Source organism: Lysobacter sp. Soil_N_51, assembly GCF_057655755.1.
This window is the reverse complement of sequence record NZ_JBDGLR010000006.1, coordinates 218329-243022: the sequence shown is the minus strand read 5'-3', so window position 1 is coordinate 243022 and position 24694 is coordinate 218329. Positions and strand designations below refer to the sequence as shown.

The window sequence follows — 24694 nt, the reverse complement described above, 5'->3', positions numbered from 1 at the left end:
GGCCGCGATGACCTTTGCCAGGCTTGGATCAATCGGAATCGCAAGCGCCGGTCTAACCACCCGAAGCGCTACGCCCGGCGAGCCAGCGCCCCACCATTGCGGCCCACTGATCAGTGTTTTCGGCGCGATGGAAGCCTTTGCGGTCCCGGCGCGCATTGCCATGCACCGAAGCCGGCGATTCACGCTTCGCTAGCAAAGCTCTCCGCCCGGACCGCAAGCCTGCAAATTCCGACCGCAAGGCTAAAAGGCTTGCGCGCGGCTCTCGACGCTCTGCGATCGCAACCCTCGGAGCCTTGCGCGCAAGCCCCGAACCCCGAACGTGGACCCATTCGCCTTGCCATGAACAACGCAGTGGAAGCGACGGTTCGCGGTCACTGCGAAGTTGAAGTCGCAAAGACCGCTCATGGCGTCATGACGGCTAGACCGAACCGGGTCGACGACTCACCGCCCCCCTCGTTCAACCCACATATCTTGGATTGGCGAACGCAAGTCCGGAGCAAGTAATGACGCCTTCGGACACGGACACGTCTTCAAGCGTCTGAAGAATATATTTCTTGCTTTTGAACGACGATTCGTTGTCCTGGTACAGGTAGCCGACGAACTCCGCGGGCAATTGCTCCAGAATCAATCGGGCCAGAAGCCCTGGCTCGCGCTCGGCTATTATTGGAAAAGCAGGATAACCGGCGGATTTGAGTTCCAGATAAATCCCGCTGGGCTCATAGTCCGAGCCGTCGTCTTCGCTCTCTCTATCCAGGAAGTCGCTGAAGTACGCGCCAAAACAGCCGTCCGCCGTGTCCACGTCGACGCGAATGCTGTAGGGCAGCGAATCCACTCCCGGATTTCGCCCGAACGAAACCGAGCCGACCCTGATCAGCCCGGGCTCGATTTCCACGGAGTCAATGATGCAAGTTTTCATTCAACGAAATCCCGGGGGAAGTGCGGTGATGGTTCCATTCGGACTGAACGAGATCGAGCCCGAAGGATAAAACGCTTCGCCTGCCCGTTCCACCGGGAAGTCCCTGATCCCCGACCTTTGGAAAAACTCCTGCGGACTGTCGATCCTGCCGCTGGGCGGATTGTTGCCGGAGAAAATCTTGATTCCGCGCTCGGATTTCAAATTGCCCGCGCCGTCGAACGCATCCAGGATGTCGTCGATCTGCTGGTTCTTCATCTTGGCGTTGAAGCCTATGTCAAGATCGCTGTCGGTGCGGTAGCTGCCCTTGCCCTGGAAGTAAGAACGAACCCGGCTTCCGCCGATGACCACTTCGACCGGCTTCTTGCCTCGGAAGGCCTTTTCGAACAGCGCCACGGCCTGCTTGGCTTCCAATCCCGGGATCATCCTGGCCGCATGAGCAGCCTGTTCCTGGATGTTTTGCGTCTCGATCACCGTCGACTTCCAGCGAGTGACAGCCTTCATTCCGTTGAAGGCCAACGGCGTGCTGGTGCCCATCGCGGCCTCCGGATTCCAGGCCGCGCTGCGAACGCTGTTCACCGAGCGCCACTGACGCGCGACCCCGGCAGCACCCAACAAAGTCAGACCAAGCCCGACGCCACCGCGCACATAGTGCCCGTCGCGAATGTCCTTGGCGCTTTGGACGCCGCCGAGCACGGTCAAGCCCAATGCAATGACGGGACTTATCGCCGCCGCACCCGCCGATAGCCCGATGGCGGGTCCGATAGAGACGACCTTCAGGAAGTCGATGGAGTCCTGTCGCGCCCATTCGTGAAAATAGGAGTCGTTGCGCCAGAACGCCTGCCTCACGGCGTCGTTGCCGTAAATGACCTCACCGGTATCCAGCGCGTCGGGCCCCAATTTCCACGGGGCCGCGCCTTGCGCCACGCGATACGGACCTACGACCTCGGTGGTGAACGCCCGGTTCAAGATCATGTTGTTGATCTGGGCGCGATCGTCGCCGGGGGCGAACGAGACGCCCGATCCCATGCGCTTGTCGTAGTAGGCGACGAACGAAACCGCTCCATCTGGCGTGCTCAGCAAGGACGGCACGCCACTGAGAAGATACTCGCCGGCCGCGCCTATCTGAAGGTTATCGACCATCTCGTAGTTGGCCGCCCTGAAATCCATCATCTTCAGGCGCCAAGGCTCGAGATTCTCATAGTAATACTCCAGGCGCTGTCGCCATGGATTGATATCGTCGGTTCGCGTGTCGAGGGTTTCCACGTCCGGAAGCAGCAAGGTATCGCCATATCTGGCGATATAAGACTCCGTCTGGCTCCACCACGCCTTGAGATAGTCCAGATTGATGGAATCGTCCTGCACGGACTGCAGGGCCTCGGCGCGGTTCATGGCGCGTCCGGTAGAGGGATTGACCGGTCCGGCCATGCCGACCTCAATGCCCGAATCGGCTCCAATCGAACCCGCCGCTGCTCGGCGCCCGCCAAACGGATTGCCATCCGCCCATACGGCATCGCGCATCTGTTCGCCCATGCGCGCACGCTCGATACGATCGGCCTGCCAAGCGGTGACCTTGGCACCGATCGTATTCGCGATCGCATTGCCGAACGCGTCGGCGGCGATTCCCGCGTAAGTGACCGGATCGTCGAAGCCGAACCCCCTACGCGTATGCAGAGCCACCGCGCCGCTCACTATCCCGCCAGCCACGTCCTTCCCGAACTGCCCCAGATCGGTCTTCGCGGCGACGTCGAGATTGAACGCCTTTCCGATCTGGTGTCCGACGACCGCGGACACCGCGCTGGCGGCGACGCTTCTCCAACTGAAGCTAACCTCGTTTCCGACCAGCTTGTTGGCCGCATAGTTGGCCACGTTGCCGACCACGGCCGATGCCGCGATACGCGCGTTGGAGCCTTCGGCGAACAGCTTGCCGAGGGTCGCGCTTTCGCCGATCGCCGCGCCGAAGCCGGCGGTGGCGGCCGCGGTCGCACCGGAAACCAGCGCACTGCGCCAGCTGAAACTCGCCACGCCCATCGCGCTGCCGACGGCCTGGCTGGCGACGCTGCCGACGAAACCGCCGAGCGCGGCCGCGCCGACGCCGGCCAATCCGGATGCGCCGGTCAACGCGGCGACACCGCTGGCCCACAGACCGCCGGCGGCCGGCGCCGCGGCGCCGGCGGTGAACACAGTCACGACGACCGCGACCACCACCATGATCACCATGGCGATCACGCCGCAATTGTTCTTCGGCGGCGGCGGAATATATGGAAGGCTCGGCGTAGTCGACCCGATCGCGTCCGCCGGGTTATACGGCTTGAACGTATTCGCATCGTTGCCGCTCACCGTCGCATTCGGCGCAATCAGCTGCGTACCCGCCGCCAGTTCCTGATCCGGATCGCCCAGGCCGTTGGCGTTGGCGAGTACGTACCACATCTGGTCGCTGCCGTAGACGCGCTTGGCCATGCCGCGCAGGGTTTCGCCGGACACCGCGGATACCAGGTTGCCGCCGCCGGCTTCGTAGTTGCCACGACCGCTCAGGCTCTGAATCTGATCGGTGTAGTACGGCGTCTGATTGACCCGCGCTATCGCGAAGCCCTGCTTCAGCTCGGCTTGCTGCTGCCCACCGGCATGCACCAGCAGGTAGTTGCCCGGGCCGAATTCGCTGTTCTGGGTGAATACGTTGTTGCTGAGCGAACCTTCACGACGCGTCTGCACGCTGCCGTCGCCGTTGTAGCCGTAGTAGCGCATGCGGTCGTCGACCGAACCGTTCTTGAGTGGCGTGACTTCGCGCTGCGACATCAGCCGGCCGAACGCGTCGTAGCTCAGGGTGTTGGTGGTGGTGCGGTAGTTGTTGTTGCTGCTGGTGCCGGTGACGCTGCCCTGCAAGTAGCTTTCCCAACCCACGTAGGTGCTGGTGTAGGTGTGGGTGTAACCATTGCCGGAAACGCGATAGCGCATCAGGCGACCCGCCGCGTCGTAGCCGGACGTGACCGAGCCGTCGGCGGGAAGGCGGTAATCGGCGCTACCCTCGAACTCCAGCACGCCGAGGTTGTTGACTTGGTCGCCCCCGGCGTAGCGCACCCAGTCGGGCTGGCTGGTGTTGCGCTGCCGCGTCTCCTGATACATCAACCGGCCATCAGCGTCGTATTGGTAATCCTCCGAACTCATCAGCCAGCCGCCGTAGTAATAGCGCTGGTAGAACTCGTAATTCTCGTTCTGGCCGGAGGTGTGATCCCAATAGAGCGAAGCGCCGAAGTAGCTGCGCGACCCGATCAGGCGGTTGTTGGCGTCGTAGGACAGGACTTTGCGTACGCCGTTGTCGACCGTTTCGGCCGGGCCGATGACCTGTTCCCAGTATTCGACGGTGCGGTTTCCGCGCAGATCAAAGTCGAACCGCTCCAGCCACAGGTTGTAGACGCCTGTGACTTGCGTGGGCCGCAGGTTGATGCGGGTGACCGCGCGTCCACCAGCGTCGTAGACGAGTTCGTAGGAGTCTTCGCCGTAGGACACCAACTGGATCTGGCCGTTGACCAATTGGCCGTTGTTGATCTTGATCCGGTTCTCGGCATCGTAGGTGTACCAGAACTCCTTGACCTGGGTCGGCACTGGACCGGCGCTGGCGGCGGCCGCTGTCGCCGACATCGTGTTGGCGGCAGGCGATTGCGACTGCTCCAACGAAGTGTCCGCGCCGCTCTCGGCGAGCAGGGACGCACCCATTTCGAAGGTGTTCGCGTTCGCCGCGACCACCGACACCGGATTGGGCAGACTCAACGGGTCGGTGGGATTGCCGGGATCGTTGTAGTCGTAAGTCGTATGCACATAGAACGTCAGGTCGACGTACGCGCCGCTCGGATCCTGCGCGCGCATGATGATGCGTTCGGTGATGGTCTGCCCGGGCGGATAGCCGCCCAGGATATGGCCGTACTCGGGCGAGTAGCTGTAGTCGAGCCAGCCGGGCAGTTCGACGAACGAGTACGTCAGCGGATTGCCGTCCGGATCGATGAAGGTATCGGCCGGGAAAGACATATCCTGGCGCGGCACGAGCCAACGGTTGGTCGAGTAGAACTCGCCACCGGGAACAGGACGCGCCGGATTGAGCTGCGGCGCGCGGTTCGGTGGCGGCGCGGCGTTGACGGTGATGACGAAATAGGTCGAGGCCGACGCGCCGTACGGGTCGGTGCCGACCACGGTGACGCCGTAGCTTCCGGCCGTGCTCGGCGTGCCGACGATCTGGTTGTTCGCGTTCAACCACAGACCCGGCGGCAGGCCGGTCGCGGTGTAGCTTATCGGGTCGTAGTTCGCGTCGCTGAACAGCGGCAGCGAGTAGCTCCAGTTCACGCCGACGCCGGCGCTCTGGTTCGGAATGCTCGACGCCACCGGCGCGCTGTTGCCGCGTGTGTGCATCACGAACGAAGTCGCGGTGCGGCCGCCGTATTCGTCGGTCGCGATGTAAATGACGTTGAGCGGTTCGGAGCTGGCTTGAGTGAGCGTGCCGGAGATCGTCCGGGTCGCCGCATCGAAGCTCAACCCGGGCGGGAGATTGGCCACGGCGTAGGGAACCACGCCGTAGGTCATCGCATCGCCGTCGGCATCCGTGAACGCCGGCAACTGATACCAGTAGTAATGGCCGATCACCGCCGCCGGCGGGTAGAACGAGGCTGGCGCGATCGGATTGCTGTTGCCACTGCGCAAGGTCACGCTCAGCGTGGTGGTGCGGCTGGCACCTTCGGGATCGGTCGCGGTAAACGCGATGGTGTGGTTGGTTCCGCCGACGGCGGAATCAGGCACGCGCCCGACCAGGCGAATTTCGTCGCGTCCCTGAATGCGCACGCGCTGGAACGTCATCCATGCTGGCAGGCCGGACGCGACGATCTCGAGCGGATCGCCGTCGGCATCGGAGAATGCCGCCGAAACGCCCAGGCTCCAATTGAAATCGCGACCGACCATCGCGGTCTTCGGTGGTAACGGCGCCGGACCGCCGGGCGCGTTGTTGGGCGCGACGATGATCTGCACGGTCTTGATTTCCGCACCTCCCATCTCGTCGGTCGCGCGCACCGTGAACGTATAGGTGCCGGTCTGGGCCACGCCGCTGAAACGCAGGGCGCCTGGGCTGTCGGCATCCAGCGACATCCACGCCGGCACCGCGCCGGGGTTGTCGAGGCTCAGGCGCAGGCGATCGCCGACATCGAGGTCGTAGAACAGATCGGTCGCCAGCAGATCCTTGTTCCAGGCCTGGCCGGTCTTGATCCGTATCGTTTCCGTCGCGTCGTTGTGACGCTGCGGGCGCGCATTCGCACTGACGGACAAACTGAAGCTGGTGGCGATCTGATTGGTGGGCTGATTGGTCTCGTACGCGGTCAGCCGGATCGTCAACGCTTGGTCGGGCAGGTTGGCCGGCGGGTTGGCGGTGAACGTGATGCGCCCGGTGCTGGCATCGCGCTGCACGCTCAGCCATGCCGGCAGTGCACTGCCGTCGGCGAGGGTGATCTGCAAGGTCAGCGGGTCCTGCTCCGCGTCGCGGAATATGTCGCTGAACAACAAGGTGAATTGCGAGGTCATGCCGCGACGCAACGAGCGCGGGGCCGGCGCCTGGGTAACGGTCGGCGCGTTGTTGGTCACCGCGATCCCGCCGGCGTCCGGTCCGTACGCCGCGGCGGCCTTGACGCGGCGACGGTTGCCGACCGCATCGTAGCTGTAGCTCATGTCGAACACGCGCTTGCCGCTGGCCAGATCGTCCTGGACGACCCGCGCGATGCGGTTGTGGCTGTCATACCAGGTGCGGGTAACGGTACGCACGGCCAGACCGCCGCCGTCGGTGGTGTTCACTTCCTCCAGCGTTCGATTGCCGGCGGCGTCGTACTCGTAGCGATAGGTCGCCGCCGCGCCGTTTTCGTGCAGCGCCTTGATGCGGCCGTCGGCGTAGTACGTGGTGAAGCGGTACGAATACGCGGCCGGGCCGCCGGACTGGCTCTCGGCGGTAAGCTGGCCTGTGATCGGGTCGTAGGCGTAGTCGAAATCGCGGCCGCTAAGGTTGTTGTGATCGATCAAGCGCCCGTAGATGTCGTAGTTCCATGACAACTCGTCCACGCGCACCGATTCGCCATCGCGATCGGTGAGAGTCGATGAGCCCGACCGTGCGTTGGTCTCGAAGATCTTGCGGCCCTGCACGTCATGGACATAGCCGGTCACCACCCCGGCCGCGGTTTGCGATCGCAACAGCAAATGGCGGCTATCGAAGTCGTACAGCGCCTGCGTGTTGAGCGCATCGGTCACCACGATGCGATCGCCGTTCTGATTCAGTCCGTAGCGCTGCAATGCAGTGCGGGTGCGCCCGCCGGCGTTGTTGGCAAGGTAGTCGCCGATCTCGATCAGACGACCAAGCGCGTCGTAATCCTTGTAGGTCAGATAACCCATCGGGTTCTGGGTGATGCGCTGGTTGCCCAGCGCGTCGTAGGCGAACAGCGTCGCCTGGCCCAGCGCGTCCTTCGAGGCGACCATCCGGCCGACCGCATCGTACTGGTTGGTGCGAGTGTTGCCGTTGGCGTCGCGGGTGCCGATCAGGCGGCCGAGCGCATCGTAGAACCAGTAGTTGATCGGACGCAGCCAACTGCTCTGGCCGGTGTCCGAAACCACTTCGACGAGCGGTCGCTCGTCGCGCGTGACTTGATTGGATTCGTTGTAGCGGTAGTTGGTCTGGTAACCGCGCGCGTCGATCACTTCAAGCACGTTGCCCCAGCGATCCAGACGCTGCTGCACGCTCAGGGTGGCGTTGGGATCGGTGGTGTTCGACGGCAGGCGAGTGGCGGTGGTGCGGCCCAGACGATCGGTGGTGTTGAACGTGGTGGCCTCGACGCTTTGACGGCCACCGCCGGTCTGGCCATCGCTGATGAGGACGACGTGCGATTCGCGCACTTGATGGCCAGCGAGGTTGTAGCCGAAGTTCCTGGTGCCGAAGCTTTCGTTGGACGTCACCAGACGGCCGGCGCCGTCGTAGCCATAGTTCAGGCTGCCCACGATGCCCGCGTAGGTCTTCTGGGTGATTTCACCGAAGGCGTTGTAGACCACCGATTCGGACAGATCGACGCTGGAGCCACCGCCGTTGAGCAGATCGCGGGTCTGACCTACGCCGGTCTGCCGCCCGACTTTGTCGTAGCTGTACCACGAATGTACGCGGACATCGCGGCTGGCCTGGGTACCGCTCAAGGTGTACCAGCGATGGCTGACGTTGTCGGCGGCGTCGTAATCAGTGTAGGCGGTGTCGCCGTTAGTCGCCGAAGTGGCGACCGCGCGACCTTGCCAGTCGTAACGCACGCGTTCGATCTGATCCTTGTTGCCGTCCTCGACCACTTGGCCCGCGGCGTTCTTGCCGCTGGCAAATCGCCGGGTGAGCACGAGGTTGCCGAAGGCGTCGTAGATCATCCCGGTGTACGGCGATGCATCCGCATACACATGCGGATGATTCAGATCGTAGGCGCCGTTCTGCGCCAGCATGCCGAACGTACCGTCGTTGATGACCTTGCGGGTTGGCTCGGTGATGCTCACGGCGCGACCCTGCGCGTCGTACACGGTGGTGGTGGTGCCCGCGTCGTTGGTGATCTGGGTGACCCGGTTTTCGCCGTCGTAACCAAACTGGGTGATTACGTCGCGCACACCCGAGCTGCCGTCGTTACGCTGGAAATGGCGAACCACGCTTTCCGAGACCTTGCGGCCGAGGGCATCGTAGGCCAGGCGGGTAACTCGGTCGTAGCCGCTGATCTCGTCGCCCGCCGACGGCAGCGCCGGCGGCGCGGAGGTGCTCAGGCCCCCGGTCCATACCGCCTTGGCGTATTCGATGCTTTCGACCACCTCGCCGGTGGCGTTGTAGCGCGCGCGGGTGACGTAGCCTTCGGCGTCGACCGTCATCGTCACCCGGCCGACCAGATCGTAGTAGGTGTAGGTATCGGCCCAGCGCGCATCGGCTTGGTCCGGCGTACCTTCGAGCAGGATCGATTCCTTGACTTTGTTGCCGAAGCCGTCGTATTCGATGCGCACGGTCGGCGAGCCGGTCGCGGCATTGCCTGCCGAGGTGTAGTAAGTGATCTGCGTTTGTTCGATCTGCACCGCCAGCCCGCGCTGGTCGTAACGCGTGGTGATGGTGCGGTCGGCGGCGGAAGTCGCGGCGGCGGCTTGCATCTGCGCCATCGACAACGGCTGGCCCTGGGTCCAGCCGGTCAAGGCGCCGACGCTCAACGTCTGGGCGTAGCGGCGCAGGTTGGTCTGCTGGTCGAAACCGTCGTAAGCATAGGCGGTGACGTAGTTTTCCTGGTCGACGTCGTAAGCGAGCCGACCCAGGTTGTCGTAGACCTTGTAGCTGTAATTCCCGCGTACGTCTTTCTGGGCCACGGCGCGGCCGAGTGCGTCGTAAACGATTTCGATGGTCGGCTGGATGCCCGAGGCGACCAGTTGCCCGTTGGCCGGGTCGATCTTGCCGGCATCGGGGAAAATCGTGCGGATCTGATTGCCGCGGTTGTCGTACTCGTAGCGGGTGATGCGCGCGCGCCCGCCGTCAGCATCTTCGAGGCGGCGGGTGACGTTGCCCAGAGCATCGTATTCGGTGCGGGTGAAGACCCGGCGCACGCCATAGCTCTGCGTGCCTGAGACGTCGACGTTGGCGATCCAGACGTCCGGGCTGATCTCGGCGATGCGGCGGCCAGCCGCATCGTATTCGTAATTCCAGACGTGTCCGTTCTTGTTGCGCAGCGCGGTGATCTGGCCCAGCGGATTGTAGGTGTACTCCTCGTACTGGTTCAGCGCGTCGGTAACGCGGACCACCCGGCCCATCGCGTCGTAGGCGGTCGTGGTCTTGCGCACGTCGGCGATGCCGGCGACCGCGGCGGCGACCGCCGCCTCGTTCATCGGCGTGCTGATGGAGATGGTGCTGCCGTAGCGACGGGTCTCGACGACCCGGCCGGCGCCATCAAAGCGCTGTTCGTTGACCGCGCCCAGATCGTCGACAGTGAAGCGCACACGGCCGGTGGCGTCGAAGACGTACTGGGTGGAGCGATAACGATCGGCAGTGTTGTAGGCTCCCGCCGCATTCAGCGCGGCGCCGACCTGCGCCGGTGTTGCCACCGGGCCGAGTGTGATCGGCACGGAGTATTGGTACTGGGCGGTTACCCGGCTGGCGCCGTCGTAGCGGCGTTCGCTGACTAGATAAGTGGTGGCGCTGTTCTGGGTCAGCGTGTAGCGCTCGCGGCCGGCTGCGTCATAGATGTGGCGCACGACCGCGTCGGCGGCGTTGTTGACCGGCGTGACCGCGGCGATATCGGCGACGCTGACGGTGCCGGCGCTCAGCTTGGCCAGCAACGGCGCGGCGATGGTCGCGGCTTGGGCGTGGCGGCGCTCCTGCACGACGCGGCCGGCGGCGTCGTAGCTGCGCGTGCTGACGTAACCGGCGCCGTCGATGGTGGCGGCGATGCGGCCGGCGCTGTCGTAGACCTGGTAGCTGCGCAGGTCGCGCGCGTCGTCGGCGATCGCCGCGACGCGGTCGCGCAGCATGCCCATCGCGGCCGGATCGCCAGCGATCAGCTGGGACTTGAACGTCGCATCGGTATTGACCGCGATCGCGGTCGCGTACGCACGCGTGCCGACCGGGCGGCCGCCGCTGTCGTACAGCAGTTCGATCACCGAGCCGTTGCTATCGACGGTGTAGCGCGCGCGGCCGGCGCTGTCGTAGCTGGTGTAGGTGACCAGGTCGGTCTCGTTGAAGGTCGCAACGACGTCGACGACGTCCTGCGGCGAGGCGGTGCCGGCGATCAGCTTGGCGCGCAGGGTCGGATTGAGTTGGGCCGCGTGCGCGTAGCGCTTGTGCACGGTCTGGCGACCGGCCGCGTCGTAGACGTAGGAGATCACCGTGCCGGAATTATCGACCGTGGTGCGCAGCTCGCCGAGCGTGGTAAAGACTTGATAGATGATCTGGTCAGCGGCATCGTTGCGCAATGCCGCCAGATTGAAATCGGCGACCTGCGCGGTGCCGTGGAACAAGCGGTCGACCAGGCCGTTCGGGCTCCAATCGCTCAACGAGGTCAGCGTCGCGTAGCGTCGGATCTCCGAAATCCGACCGGCCGCGTCGTACGTGTACTCCTGCACGGCGCCGAGCACCGACACGATCAACTTCAGACGGCCATCGCGATCATAGACCCGGTACTCACCCGGATCGTTCGTCCACGCCAGTCGTGCATCCAATTGCGCGATCGTCGTGGTATCGGTCAGCGTCGACGGATCGGTCCCCGCGATGTAGGTACGCGTGGCGACGACCTTGCCGTCGGCGTCGCGCCAGTTCCGCGTCATCACCCCCAGCGGATCGATCGTATAGATCACCTGATCGGCTTCGTCGTAATAGAATCGGGTGACATTGCCGGTCGCGTCGGTGCGGCGCACGACGTTATCGTTGGCGTCGTAGGCGTAACTGGTGATCAGGTTCAGGCCGGCCGGATCGAGGCGTTCGGCGATACGGCGGCCGAGAACGTCGTAGTCGTACTGGATCGTGCGCGCCTGGGCGGTGCCGGCGCCTTCGGTGACCGTGATCTGGCGGCCCAAGGCGTCGTAGGTATAAGCGGTGCGCAGGTTCAATCCGCTCGGATCGGCGGCGACCTGGGTCAGACGGCCTTCGCGGTCGTAGCTGTACGCGGTCTTGCGACCGCTGGCGTCGGTGACTTCGCTCTGGCGGCCCTGGCCGTCGTAGCGGTAGGTCGTGGTCAGGGCGAGGCCCGCGGGGTCTTCGATCCGCTGCAGCACGCGACCAACCGCGTCGTAACGCAGTTCGACCCGGCGGCCGGTGCGATCGACCGTGGCGCTGAGCAGGCCGCGCGCATCGTACTCGTTGGAATCGGCGCGACCGAGCGCGTCGGTGGTGCTCTTGAGGTTGCCGTCGCGATCGTAGAGGTAGCTGGTGTTGGCGACCGTACCGCCTGGCAACGGCGTGGCGACGTTGACCTGCTGGCCATGACGATTGAAGGTCGTGGTGACGCTCACGCCCTCGGGCGTGGTGATCGTGGTGGTGCGGTTGGCGGTGTCGTAGGCACTGATAGTGGTGCGGCCCATCGCGTCGGTGACGCTGAGCACGCGGCCGTAGGCGTCGTAGCTGGTGCTGGTCAGCTCCTGTCGGCCCATCACCGTCTGGCTTGCGCTCAGCTGGCGGCCGAGGCGGTCGTAGCTGTAGCTGGTCGCTACGCCACGTGCATCGACGGCCGTGGTGACCCGGCCGAAGGCGTCGTAGGTCCAGCTTTGCGAACGCGCGACGGCGCTGCCGACGCCTTCGCGTCGCACGTTGGCCAGGCCGCGGCGGTCGTAGTCGGTTTCGCTGACCGACGCGATGGCCGTCCCGAATGCCGAGGTTTCGCGGATGCGTTCGCCGAAGGCATTGTAGGTGTAGCGGGTTTGCGCGCTCTCGGCATTGACGAGACCGACGACCTGGCCGCGATGGTTGTAACTGACGCTACGCCGGCTGTCGCTGGCGGCGACATACGCCAAGGTGGTGATGGCGGTGGCGACGCTGTCGCGGCTGCCGGCGGTGGCCACGGTGATACGGCCGGTGTAGGCGGTGGTCTCGATCGCTTCGCCGAAGGCGTTGTAGCGGGTCTCGACGACTTCGCCCTGCGCGTTGGCCACGCCGCTGGCGTCGGCGATGCCCTTGACCACGAAGGTCGGGCGGCCGCTGGCGTCGTAGAAATACCAGGTCTTGTTGCCGGCCGCGTCGATGCTTTCGCTGCGCTGGCCGAGGTTGTTGTAGCTGTGGCGAACGCCGTACTGGGCGAACAACGCATCGAGCTGGGCTTCGCTCATGCCCGGCAAGATTCGCGCGGCGCCTTCGCCATGCAGTTCGCCGATCAGTTCGCCGAACACGTTGTAACGCATGCGGCCTTCGCGCACTTCCGTGGTGTCGGCGGCGACTTCGCTGCGGATCAGGTTGCCCTGTGCGTCGTAGGTGTAGCGGGTGACGGTGCCTTCCGGATTTTGTTCGGCGATGACACGGCCCAGGCTGTCGAAGCTGCGGCGCGATTCACGTACCGCGCCGGCCGCGGCCGAAGCGCGCAGCGTGGCCAAGGCTTCATTGCCGCTCAGGCCAACGAGCTTGTGTGCGTACGCCTTGGTCGAGACCTGCAGGCGGCGTGCGTCATGCACGAACTCGGTCAGATAGCCTTCCGCGTTCAAGGTCGCCACGAGATTGCCGCGGCCGTCGTAGAACCAGCGCGTGGTCTGATCGTTGCCTGAAGTCGCAGGACGCAGGTCGTTCAATGCGCCGCTGGCATGCTGCGCGGCCGGGGTGACCGTGGCATAGGCGAGGCTGCGAATGCGCCGCCCCGCCAGGTCGTAGCTGTGCTCGACCAGATAGCCTTCGGAGTCCAGACGCCCGGTCTCGCGGCCTTGCGCATCGTAGAAATAACGGGTGACCCGCGCGGTCGCAGCGGTGCCGGCGGCGTCCGTGGTTCGCGTCTGCAGCAGGCGGTTGGCGCCGTCGTAGGTGAAGTTGGTGATCGCGCCTTCGGCGTCGGTCTGGGTGATGACGCGGCCCAGAGCGTCGTAGCTGGTCGAGGTGATGCGATCGTCGGTGGAGTCGACCGGGCGTGCGTCTTCGATCAAGTCGTAGACGAAGATGTTGCCGACCAGCCAGCCGGTGCGAATGTCGCCCGCGCTTTGCGTGCGCATCAATATGGGGCCGCCGCCCGGATCGCCCGGTCCGGGATCGCCCGGGCCCGGATCCACCGGATATTCTTCGGGCGGTTCTCCCGCCTGCCAGAACGACGGATTCACCCGCGTCGCGTAGCGCTTGGTCGCGATGATGCGCCCCATCACATCGCGCGTGTACTCGGTCACCGCGCCGGTCTCGTCAACCTGACCGGACAGCTGCCCTTCGGCGTCGTAAAAGAAATAGGTCCGCGCGCCGCCGCTGTTCTCGGAGGCGCGCAGGCGGCCGGTGCTGTCGTAGTAGTTGCGAGACTCGCGCACGCCGCCCGCGGTGCCCGACAGCGCGCTTTCCTTGACGTAAATCAAACGCCCGGCCGCGTCGCGCCGCTCCGTGCGGATGCGGTCGTTGCTCTGGTCGTTGTCGCCGACCACGCCGCCTTCGATGATCGTGTGCGACAGGCGCTGCGAATCCTGATAGACCCAGGTGCGTACCTGGATCGCCGTGCCTTTTTCGTAGACCGTCTCAGACACCATGCGCCCGAGGCCGTCGTAGCGATACCAAGTCTGATAGCCGCCTTCCGGACTGGTATGGTTCTTGATGAAAACCCGGCCGCGTTCATCGTAACGATAGCCCTCGATCACATCGGCGTCGCTTTCGATGCCGTTGCCGTTCGCATCCACGCTGGCGTAACTGCGGTCGCCACGGGCCTCCACGCTGAAATAGCTGTAATCGGTGAGCGTGCTGTTGGCCTTGCGCGCGATGGTCGCCCAGGTGGCGAGATCGGCGGTGGTGTAGGCGCCCGAATACGCGTCGCCGAGGTACTGACGCGACTTCGACATCCGGCCGATGCCGATACCGCTGGTGTAATACTCGACCTCGCGCACCGCGCCGGCGGCATCGATCACGAAACGCAGCCGGTCCTGGGCATCGTAGAGATAGCGCGTGGTCAGGCCGCCGCTCGGCATCGCGCCGGCGGCGGCGCCGTCGCTGTCGAGCCCGGTGTAGACGGTCTCGCTGGCCAGTTGGTTGTTGCCGGTGTAGGTGCGCTGCACTGCGCGGGCGCTTGCATTGCTGCCGGCCTGCACCCGCTCCCATTGCCAGGTGACGTTGCCGTTGGCGTCGTAGGCATAGTCGGTCTGGGATAGAACGACGCCGCCGTTCTGGGTCGAGACCCGAGTGACATTGCCGGCGGCATCGTAGGCATACGTGGTCGTCTCGCGCAGGCCGTCTACCGCGGGCTGGCGCACTTCGGTCAACTGCCCCGACGCGTCGTAGATATACGTCCACATGCGACCGGCGGAATCGATCACGCTGGTGGTGGTAGCGCTGTCGTAGCTGAAAGTCAGGGTCTGGCCAAGGCCGTCGCCGTCGTTGTTGTTGGTATCGCCGCGGGTGACGGTCTTGACCCGGTTCTGGGCGTCGTAGGTGTAACTGGTGACGCTGCCGTCGCTTTGCTCGACCCGCGAGATCAGCAGGCTGGTCGCATCGGTATAGGTATAGGTGGTCTTGAACAGATAGCCGTCGTTGGAGCCCGCCGCGGCGGTCCATTGATCGTGATCCGGCGTCGACCCGCCCGTGGCCACTACGCCCGGAGTCAGGTCGACGAGCACCGAGGCGAGCCGGCCGGCGGCGTCGTAGTCGTACCAGGTCTGGCCGATCGTGGTGTTGTTGAGCTTGCTGGTCACGCCGCTCAGGCGGCCTTGCGCGTCGTAAGCGAATACAAAGCGGCGGTCGTAATCGACCACCGCCGTGGCGACGCTGGACACGCGCCCGTTGGCGTCGTAGCTCACGTCCCATGCCAAGGGCTGCGCCCCGTCGGTGCGCAGATCGCGCAACTGGGTCAGCCGCCCCTTCAAGGTCGCGCTGGCATGGTCGGCGTAGCGCTCTTCCTGGCGCGTGCTGCCTTCGACATAACTCCAGGCCGAACTGCCGGCGTCCCAACTCAGGCTGTCATGCGCGCCCTCGCCGGTGCTCGAGCTGTATACGCCCGCGCTGACGAAGGTGAAGTCCTGGTACGAACCGTCGCCGGTATGCCGACGCATCACGCTGCCGGCGGTGTTGAACGTGCCCGAGAGCAATTCGACCCGGCGTTCGAACCCGGTCAGCCAGGCATCGGCACCGACTTGCGACAACTGCCCGCGGCTGTTGTAGGTCCGATTGAAGCCGACCAGCATGCCGCGGAACAGGACCTGATCGTCCTGGCTCTGCAGCAGCAGATTGCCGGTGGCGACATTGACGAACTGATTGTCCTGACCCTGGCCCAGGCGGGCTCCGCCGCCCAGCCCCATTCCGATCTGACTCGCCGAGCTGTTGAACAGCCCCAGACCATTCCCTGAAATTACTGCCGCCATTGCCCGCGCTCCCGAGTGATCGGGCCGCCCGGCTTCGGGCGACCGCTCTATGACCACTAATCCGGCATGGCGAGAGATTGTTTAGGGCACAGCGGCTGTGTTTTTCTGAACTGGGTACTCAGGAGCAGATCGAGCCGTTCAGGCGACCTCGGCCTCGGCCCGCTCGCCGGCCGACATCAGCACGAACCCCAGCAGCACCGACGCCGCCACGATGCCCGCGGCGACATAGCCCACTGCGCCGATGCCGATCGCGTCGATCACCCGTCCGCCGACCATCGCACCCACGCCGATGCCGAGGTTGGCGCCGGAAATGTTCAACGACGCGGCGAAGGCCGGCGCCTGCGGGGCCGACTTCATCACCCGCACGTGGCTGACCGGAAACAGCGCGGCCTGGGTGATGCCCCACAACGCCAGGGTCAGCGCGAACAGCGGCAGCGACTGAATCGCCGGCACCACCAGCACCAGGCCCAGCGCCATCGGCACGCTGAAGATCAGCGAGGCGGCGAGCGGGTTGCGATCGACGATGCGGCCGCCGAGGGTGTTGCCGATCAGGCCGACCGCGCCGAACGCCATCAGCGCCCAGCCGACCACCGAGCCGTCGAACCCGGCCAACCGTTCGAACAAGTCGGCCAGATAGGTGTAAGCGGTGAACATGCCGGTGAACAGCAGGATCGACAGCAACACGTGACCGCTCACGCGCGGATCGCGCAGCACCTGGAACTGCTCCAACAATTTCATCTGCGGCTTGTCGGCGCGGCTGTCGGGCAGAAACACGAACAGCAAGGTGGCCTTGAGCAAGGACGCGATCGCCAGCGCGACGAAGGCCGCGCGCCAGCCGAACGCATCGGCGATCAGGGTTCCGGTCGGAACGCCGATCACGGTCGCGCAGATCACGCCGAACGAGATCACCGAGATCGCGCGGCCGGCGCGTTCCTGGCCGACCAGATCGACCGCGGTTTCGCTGGCCAGCGCCCAGAACACCGGCACGCCGAGCGCCGGAATCAGCCGCGCGAACGCGAGCACGCCCAGGTTCGGCGCGATCGCCGCGATCAGATTGGACGCGGCGAACAACAGCAGCACCACGATGAACAAGCGCTTGCGTTCGAAGCGGGAAAAATACGCGGTCAAAAACGGGCCGCTGGCGGCGACCGCGAACGCGAACAAGGTCACCAGCAGACCGGCCTGCGACACGCTCACGTTCAGATCGCGCGCGAGCGAGGGCAGCAGGCCCACGAGAATGAATTCGGTCGTCAGCACGGTGAAACCGGCCGCCGACAGCAGGATGATGGGCAACAGCACGGGACACTCCGCAGATGGGATCGCCGCGGCCGGGCGAAGGCCGGGCCGGAACGAGGTTCGGGGGAAGGAAGAACGCAGAAGGTCGAAGACGCGCCGCGTGCCGGCGCATGGACCCACTTTAGGAAACGGCGGCGCGCCGATAAACCGCACCGCGTTGTTCGCATTGTTCTGGACGAAGGACGATGCGCGCAGGCCTTGGCGATCGTGGGCTTGGCGGAATCATCGCGGATCGGGACTGTAAATCCCGAAGGACGGGCTTATCGCTTGCGTCGCCGAGGCAATACAATCGGGGAAAAATATCGGCCGTACTCATCACCGCCATGGATCGGTGATATATGAGCAGACGTCGATTGCCTGAAACCACACCCACCCGATCCTTGGCGCGAAGATCGCAGAAAGCATCGCAGCCGGGGCATGGACCGCGGCCGCTGCAAGAGAATACCCAAGACAAAGATTATCCGTGCATGGGACGCAAGATTGCGTCATAAGCATGTCGGCGGTCATTCGCAACACACAAGGAAGCATGGACGTGTCCCAGCCAGACGAACCGCGCCCTCCGGCCAGACCGGAACGCATCCCCTACTTTTTTCTGGCCGCGGTGTCGATGATGTTTCTGCAAAGAATCGCGAAACTCTGGAACGGCCCGTTCTTCGGTCCGAGTCTCTACGACGAACTGTCGATCGCGGGCGCTATCCTCGCGGTCGTTTCATTGCTCTTGCGCGAACGGCTGTGGCTCTTGTCGGCCATTATTCTGGCGGCCAATCTCTTCATCTTGTCGCTGAAGTTCTGGTAACGCGGCAGCGAGCACCGTTCGGGGCACGATCGCGCCACGGCGCTTGAATCGCGCGGTGTCCGCCGGGGCCTCGCCACGAACGACCGTCTCGCTTCCCGGCCTGTCGTCACATCATTTGCAAGCGAGCCGGCCTAGCCTTGGTGGTTGATCCCCAACCGAGGCGACGATCATGGCGAAAGTCCTGGTGCTGTATTACTCCGCTTACGGCCACTGCGAAAAAATGGCCGAAGCCGTGGCCGAAGGCGCGCGCGGGGCTGGCGCGCAGGTCGATATCAAGCGCGTTCCCGAGCTGGTGCCCGAAGACGTCGCGCGCAAGTCGCATTACAAGCTCGACCAAGCCGCGCCGATCGCGCAGATCGCCGACCTGGAGCAGTACGACGCAATCGTGATCGGCACCGGCACGCGCTTTGGCCGCATGAGTTCGCAGATGGCCAATTTCCTCGATCAGGCCGGCGGTCTGTGGGCCAAGGGCGCGCTGCACGGCAAGGTCGGCGCCGCGTTCACTTCGACCGCGACCCAGCACGGCGGCCAGGAAACCACCTTGTTCTCGATCATCACCAACCTGCTCCACTTCGGCATGGTGATCGTCGGGCTCAACTACGGCTATGCCGGGCAGATGCGCCTGGACGAGGTAACCGGCGGCTCGCCCTACGGCACGACCACGATCACCGGCGGCGACGGCTCGCGTCAGCCTACCCAGAACGAGCTGGATGCGGCGCGTTATCAGGGCCGCGAGGTCGCCGAGACGGCGAAGAAACTGCACGGCTGAGGCCGGTCGCGAATTGGACGGGGCGATGTTCGCCCCGTTCCTCGCTCAACAGGCTCGCTCAACAGGCTCGATCAACAGGCTCGTTTAACTGGCTTGAGTCGACTGACTCGCTTCAACTGAGTCGCTTCAACTCACTTCAAGCCGGCTTGGCTGAAACCGACCCGCTCAAACCGGCTCGACCGCATCGCGATACACGCCATCGAGCGCCAACACCAGCAGCGCCATCCGCTCGGGCAAACGCGCCGGATCGACCGCGCCCGCCGCATCGATAGCATCGCCGAGCAGGCCGGCGATGCGGCGCAGGCCGGCGTTTTCCAGGCCGGTCGCCAATGCGCGCATGCGTTCGCGCGCGGCTGCGTTCTGATGACGCAGTCCCTGCCGCAGCCACGCCGCCAATTGCTGGCGGGTCTGCTCGACCTGATGCACGAGGGCGCCGCCGGCGTAATTGAGCGTCTGCATCGGCAAGGCTTGCGCCGGTGCCGATTCGGCCTGTAGCACCAGCGCGCGTTGCTCGGTGATCAGCGCCAACGGCAGCAATTGCAGATGCCCGGCCTGCAGGCGCGCGAGGCCGGCGACCGCTCGCGGCGGGCCCCATTCGCCGCTCAAGGCGCGCGCCAGCACATCGACCGCGCCGACCGCCGAGGCCGAATGCGGCAAGGCCAGTCGCAGGCAGTCGGCCGGATCGATCTCGCTCGCGCCTTCTTCGCCGCCGCTGCGCAGATGCGCGCGCAAGGCCTGTTCGGCCGCGTCCCAGCCCCAATCGAGCACCGCGTCGACCGGCAGCACATGCAGGTGTTCGATCGCCTGCGGCGGGCGTACAAAATCCGGCAAGGCGCGGCGCAGATGCGCGCTCAACGCGCGCGCACCGGGCTGGCGCAACGGCGCGCGCAGTTGCTCCCAGGACTGCGGCGCGAGCGGCAGCACATTGGTCTGGCGCGCGCCGGCGGCGATATCGATCACGCCGTTGGCGCGGCGTTTCGCGCCGCGCGTGACCACTTGTCCGCTGGCGAACTGACGCAGTGTCTGCCCTGCGATACGCCGCGCCATCAGTGCGGTCGGCGCCGCGCTCGAAGTCGCAGCCACACTCGCGTCGGCGCGCGGCCACTGCCGTTCCAGCACGGTCACGCTTTGGGTATCGGGATCGGCGAACAACACCCGCACGCCTTCCGCCTCCTGGTCTTGCCAGCATTGCGCACCCAGCGACACCAGGCGCAGATGATCCAGCGCGACTTCGCCCTTGACCCCGATCCCGAGAATCTGGCTCGCCGGCAGCGGCGCGATGCCGCCGTCGGCGCGCGTGCGTCCGGCCTGGCGCGCGGCATCGACGCGCGCGGTGCATTCGGCGACTGCGTCGAGCAACTGCAGAGGATCGAAGCGGGTCGAGCGCGCGTGCTGGGCGATCAACAGATCCTGCAGACGCTGCAGCGACGCCAGCACCCAGCTCCAGCCCAGTTGCGCGCAGCGCTGGCGCAGGCTTTCGAACGGCGCCTCCAGCAGCAGCGGCGATTGGCTCGACCCGTCCATCCACAGGCGCAGGCATAGTCGGCCGAGTTCGTCGCGCAGCGCTTGCGCCTGCGCGTCGAAACCGACGGCATCGGCGCGTTCGCCGTGCTGACGCGGTTGCAGTTCGATGGTCGCCTCGGCGCCCTCGTCCTGGCTCGTCTGCCACTGACGGAACGCCCACACCGCCAGCACCACGTGTTCGCAACCGCTGCCCTGGCGACAATCGCAACGCGCGTGCAGCAGACTGCTGCGCGAAAAGAACCGCACCGTACACATCGGCAGGCGCGCGTTCGGCGCGTTGTCGCCGAGCCCGGCCTGCAATGCGATCACCGGCCGCGCGGCGGCAAGGCGCGTGGCGATGTCGAGGGTCGCTGCGGGGAAAGCGGAGGCAATGGCGGCATCGTCGAAGTCGGCCGGGGTCCAACGCTGCGGCGCGGCGGCGATCTGGGGTGTGATATCGCCCGATGGATCGTCAACCGTATCGTTCGCGTCCGGCACTGGCGCATCGGCCGCATCCGCACCCGCCGCATCGCGCACCCAACGCTGATACGCCAACACCAGCGTCACCCGATGCCGGCACAGTCCGCTGGCCGGACAACTGCACACCGCCTCGCGCAAGGACCGGCCCGCCGCCAAAGTCGCGTGCTGGCCGTCGTCGTAATGCGCGCGCACCGCGCCGTCGTCAAGTTCCTCTACCCGCGGCATCCGGCCTTCGTCGAGTTCCTTCAATGCGCGCTTGACGAAACCGGCGTTGGCCAGCGCGATCAGCGCGTCGGTGGACAGTTCAAGCAAGTCGGGACGGCGCAGGCTCATGCGCGCACCTTCTCGGCCAGCCACGCCGCCAGTTCGCCCGGCGTCATCGCGCCGACATGCGCGCCGGCGGCGACCAGACGCGCGGCCATGTCGCGATCGAACGCGGGCCGCGCCTGCGGATCGAGCGCGGCCAGGCCGAGCACCTTGACTCCGGACTCGACCAGCGCCTTGACCCGCCGCACCAGTTCGTACTCGCTGCCGCCTTCGAAGAAATCGCTGACGAGCACCACGATGGAGCGCGCCGGATTGGAAATCCGCGACTGCGCATAAGCCACCGCCTTGGCGATATCGGTGCCGCCGCCGAGCTGCACCTTCATCAGCAGTTCGACCGGATCGGCCACATCCGCGGTCAGATCGACCACCGCGGTATCGAACGCGACCAGGCGCGTGCTCATGCCCGGCAGGTTCCACAGGCAGGCGGCCATCACCGCCGAGTGGATCACCGAATCGACCATCGAACCGCTCTGGTCGATCAGCAGCACGATCTCCCAGCGTTCGCTGTGGCGACGGCTGCGGCTGACGAACGCCGGTTTATCCAGGAACAGACGGCGGCGCTGCGGGTCCCAGCGGTGCAGGTTTTCGCGCACGGTGCGGCGAAAATCGAAATTGCGCGCGATTCGCTGCGAGGAGCGGCGACGGCGATCGCGGGTGCCGGAAAACGATTGTCGCACCTGGGTCTGCAGTTTCTCCATGATCCGCCGCACCACTTCGGCGACCAGCTTGCGCGCCGCCGCCAGCACTTGCGGGTTCATCAAGTGCTTGGTGTGCAGGACCGCGCGCAGTAGCGATTCGGACGGTTCGATGCGTTCGAGCACGTCCAGGCTGGTGACGATTTCGTCGATGCCGTAGCGCTCGACCGCGTCGCGCTCCAGGCGTTCGATCACCTCCTGCGGAAACAGCGAATGCACGGTGTTGATCCAGTCCGGCACGCTCAGCGCCGACGGCCCCAGCCCGCCGCGCTCACCGCGTTCGCCGCGTTCGGGATCGCGGCCGTACAGCCATTCCAATGCGGCGTCGGCGGCGGCGAGTTCGCCTTGCGGTGCGCCCAGGCTCGGGTCGGCGGCTTCGCCCAATAGCAGGCGCCAACGTTGCAGCGGATCGGGCAAGTCCAGGCTCATTGCGCGGCCTCCTCGTCGGCGAGCGCGTCCAAGCCCCACTCGCGCAGACGTTGCAGCACCTGCGCTTCTATCCGCGCGGCCGCGGCGACCTGGGCCGGATCGGCGGCGAGCGTGGCGGTCAGCGCGCGCTGCGACAGATGATCGGCGCCGTGCAGGCGAAGCACGCTGTGCGCCAGTTCGCCGCGCTCGCGCGGTGGCAGCCAGGCGAATGCGCCGCGCATCGCCGGCAGCGCGAGTACGAAGTCGGCGTCGTCGAGCGCGCCGACCAGACGGTCGAGCCCGCTCACGAATTCGCTCTCCTGGGTCAGCCGCTCGCGCGCCAGCGACACCAGTCCGGTCAGCGCATCGCCGAGCCGCGCTGGCGCGAGCCCGCCGAGCAGATGCAGCGCCTGCGCGATATCGTCGGATTCCTGTCCGCCGCGGCCGGCATGCAGATCGAACAAGGCGCCCAGCGCGGCGCCGCGTCCGAGCGGATCGGCCTGCGGGTCCAACGCCTTGCGCCGCAGCACCGCCAGCGCGCGCGCCGGTTCGATCTGCAAGCGCGGTCCGCGCGGCTTCGTGTCCGTGTCGCTGCCGATATCAGCATCGGCCAGCGCGTCGCGCACGATGTCGCGCAGCACCGCGACGGTGCGCAGATGCGGGCCGGCGTCGGTCGCGGCGATGCTCGCGGCCGGCTCCAGCAACCACAGCGCGCGATCGAAGCCGGCTTCGATCGTCGCCGCCAATACCGGCGCGCCGCTGATGTCGAGCAGTTCGCCATGCCGCCACAGCGCATGGATCAACTCCAGGGCCGCGCCGATCGCTTCCAGCCGCGGCTCGGCGCCGATCGCCGCGCGCAAATCGCGCAGCAAGCCGTCGCTGACCTCGGCCAAGCCGGCGAATGCGGCCGCATCCAACGCCTGCGCCAGCGGTTCGACCCGACCCTGCGCCGCGCGCAACCGTTCTTCCAGGCGCGCGCGCGCCGCATCGAGCAAGCTCGCGCCGTACGCGCCGGCTTCGATCAAGGCCGCCTGCTGCTCCAACGGTGCGCGCAGCTGCCACAACTCGCGGCGTTCGCCCGACATCGACAGCCGCGGGCCCTGGCGACGCTCGATACCGGGAATCTGCAACAGCAACAAACGATGCAGCACGCGACTGCGCGCGCGATCGGCGCGGTCGAGCAGATCCAATCGACGTTCGCCGTCGAATGCCAGACCGTGCGCAGTCAATTCGGCCTGCACCGAGGCCAGCAAAGGCGGCTGCGGCGTGCCGGGCGCGAGCAAGCCGACCGCATCGCCGGCGATCACGTCCATGACCTGCATCAGCACCGGATCGGTACCGGCGCGGATCGGCCCGCGATAACTCCACGGCAAGGGCGCGTCGAGCGCGTCCTTGACCAGCGCGCCGGCGATCGCGTCGAGCCAGTCCGAACGCAGCGGATCGGCATGCCCGCGCAGACGCGCCAATGCCTGCGCATGGGTATGCACGGCGACGAAATCCGCGGTCGAGGCCGGCAGGTGCTTGCCGCGCAAGCGCGCCAATACGCGTTGCAGCATGCGCAGGCCGGCCTGGGCCATGCCCGATTCCCACACCCATTGATAGAACGCGGGCGACGACATGCCAGACGCATACCCGGTGAATGCATCCAGGCGCTTGAAACCGTAAGGCACCAGGAACGAGCCGTAGCGCAATGGCGGCGCCTGCGCGGACGCGGCTTGATCCTGCGTGTCGCCAGCGAAATCCACTTCTGGCATCGGCGTGGCCGGGCAACGCAAGCCATCGTCGTCGCGACCGAACGCATCGACGTCGACCTCACGCCACATCCGCGCCAGCGCCGGCGCGTGATAACCGCCGCATACCACCAGCACCGGGCCGTCGTCGCGCGCCATCGCCCAGGCGATCCAGCGCGCCATCATCTCTTCGCGCGCGGCGTTGCCGGGCGAACCCGGGTCGTCGTGACGCAGATGTTCGAAGTACATGTGCAGCCGCTGCGCCAAGGCTTCATCAGGCCCGTCGAGATCGTGCGGCGCATCCTCGAACAGGTGATCCCATAAAGCGTCGCGGCCGTCGATCGACAGCCGTCGCGACAATTCGTCCTCGTACGCCTCGGCGCGATCGTGCGCCTGCGCATCGGCTTCGTCGGCGTAGCGGTTGGGCAATTCGGCGAAGGCCTCGTGCCAGGCCGGAAGATCGATGAAACGCGCCTGCGCGCCGACTTCGCGGGCGACGCTGAGCGCCTGCCATTCGGGCGAATGCTCGGCGAACGGCGACCACGAGCCGCGATGCAGCGGGCCATGCGACAGATAGCTGTAGATCGCCAGCGGCAGACGGTGCGGCAGATGCAGTTCGTCGATGCGCGGGTTGAAGTCGGCCGGGCCTTCGATCAGCACGTGGCGCGGACGCAAGGCGCGGATGCGCGCGGCCACCAGCCGGGCGCAGGCCGGGCTGTGGTGGCGTACGCCGATCACCACCGGCGCGCGCGCGGACGGCAT

Annotated in this window: 8 protein-coding genes; 2 read left to right on the top strand and 6 right to left on the bottom strand. The window is 65.8% G+C overall.

The annotated features are described in order from the left end of the window. Window positions 1–457: 457 nt before the first annotated feature. From AC3A4T_RS12955 to AC3A4T_RS12945, 3 genes are all read right to left on the bottom strand, one after another. Window positions 458–916 (bottom strand): hypothetical protein, encoded by a 459-nt coding sequence (locus AC3A4T_RS12955; RefSeq protein ID WP_487675762.1) that lies wholly within the window; start codon window positions 914–916, stop codon window positions 458–460. Further along, the gene (locus AC3A4T_RS12950) at window positions 917–15928 is read right to left on the bottom strand and encodes a putative Ig domain-containing protein (protein ID WP_487675761.1); all 15012 of its coding nucleotides are present in this window, start codon (window positions 15926–15928) and stop codon (window positions 917–919) included. It abuts the gene before it with no gap. Between the two features lie 138 nt (window positions 15929–16066). After that, window positions 16067–17227 (bottom strand): MFS transporter, encoded by a 1161-nt coding sequence (locus AC3A4T_RS12945; RefSeq protein WP_487675760.1) that lies wholly within the window; start codon window positions 17225–17227, stop codon window positions 16067–16069. A 529-nt stretch (window positions 17228–17756) separates the two neighbouring features. Here AC3A4T_RS12945 and AC3A4T_RS12940 point away from each other — a divergent pair. Beyond that, complete coding sequence (locus AC3A4T_RS12940; RefSeq protein WP_487675759.1) at window positions 17757–18020, top strand: hypothetical protein; 264 nt, start codon at window positions 17757–17759, stop codon at window positions 18018–18020. Window positions 18021–18189: 169 nt separating this feature from the next. Next, window positions 18190–18789, top strand: a complete 600-nt coding sequence (wrbA, locus tag AC3A4T_RS12935) for an NAD(P)H:quinone oxidoreductase (RefSeq protein WP_487675758.1) — start codon at window positions 18190–18192, stop codon at window positions 18787–18789. Between the two features lie 165 nt (window positions 18790–18954). Here the strand turns inward: wrbA and AC3A4T_RS12930 are convergent, their stop codons facing one another. The 3 genes from AC3A4T_RS12930 to AC3A4T_RS12920 are packed head-to-tail and all read right to left on the bottom strand — an operon-like array spanning window position 18955 to window position 24694. Beyond that, window positions 18955–21105 (bottom strand): SWIM zinc finger family protein, encoded by a 2151-nt coding sequence (locus AC3A4T_RS12930; RefSeq protein ID WP_487675757.1) that lies wholly within the window; start codon window positions 21103–21105, stop codon window positions 18955–18957. Then, window positions 21102–22223: a VWA domain-containing protein gene (locus AC3A4T_RS12925; protein ID WP_487675756.1), complete on the bottom strand. Its 1122-nt coding sequence runs from the start codon at window positions 22221–22223 to the stop codon at window positions 21102–21104. Before AC3A4T_RS12925 ends, AC3A4T_RS12930 begins: the two co-directional genes overlap by 4 nt. Beyond that, window positions 22220–24694: a DUF5682 family protein gene (locus AC3A4T_RS12920; protein WP_487675755.1), complete on the bottom strand. Its 2475-nt coding sequence runs from the start codon at window positions 24692–24694 to the stop codon at window positions 22220–22222. The genes AC3A4T_RS12925 and AC3A4T_RS12920 overlap by 4 nt, the downstream gene beginning before the upstream one ends.

Excerpts from the sequence above, each read along its gene's own strand:
- AC3A4T_RS12925 (WP_487675756.1), bottom strand. The coding sequence starts at position 22,223 with ATGAGCCTGGACTTGCCCGATCCGCTGCAACGTTGGCGCCTGCTATTG.
- AC3A4T_RS12930 (WP_487675757.1), bottom strand. The coding sequence starts at position 21,105 with ATGAGCCTGCGCCGTCCCGACTTGCTTGAACTGTCCACCGACGCGCTG.
- AC3A4T_RS12955 (WP_487675762.1), bottom strand. The coding sequence starts at position 916 with ATGAAAACTTGCATCATTGACTCCGTGGAAATCGAGCCCGGGCTGATC.
- AC3A4T_RS12920 (WP_487675755.1), bottom strand. The coding sequence starts at position 24,694 with ATGCCGTCCGCGCGCGCGCCGGTGGTGATCGGCGTACGCCACCACAGC.
- wrbA (WP_487675758.1), top strand. The coding sequence starts at position 18,190 with ATGGCGAAAGTCCTGGTGCTGTATTACTCCGCTTACGGCCACTGCGAA.
- AC3A4T_RS12950 (WP_487675761.1), bottom strand. The coding sequence starts at position 15,928 with ATGGCGGCAGTAATTTCAGGGAATGGTCTGGGGCTGTTCAACAGCTCG.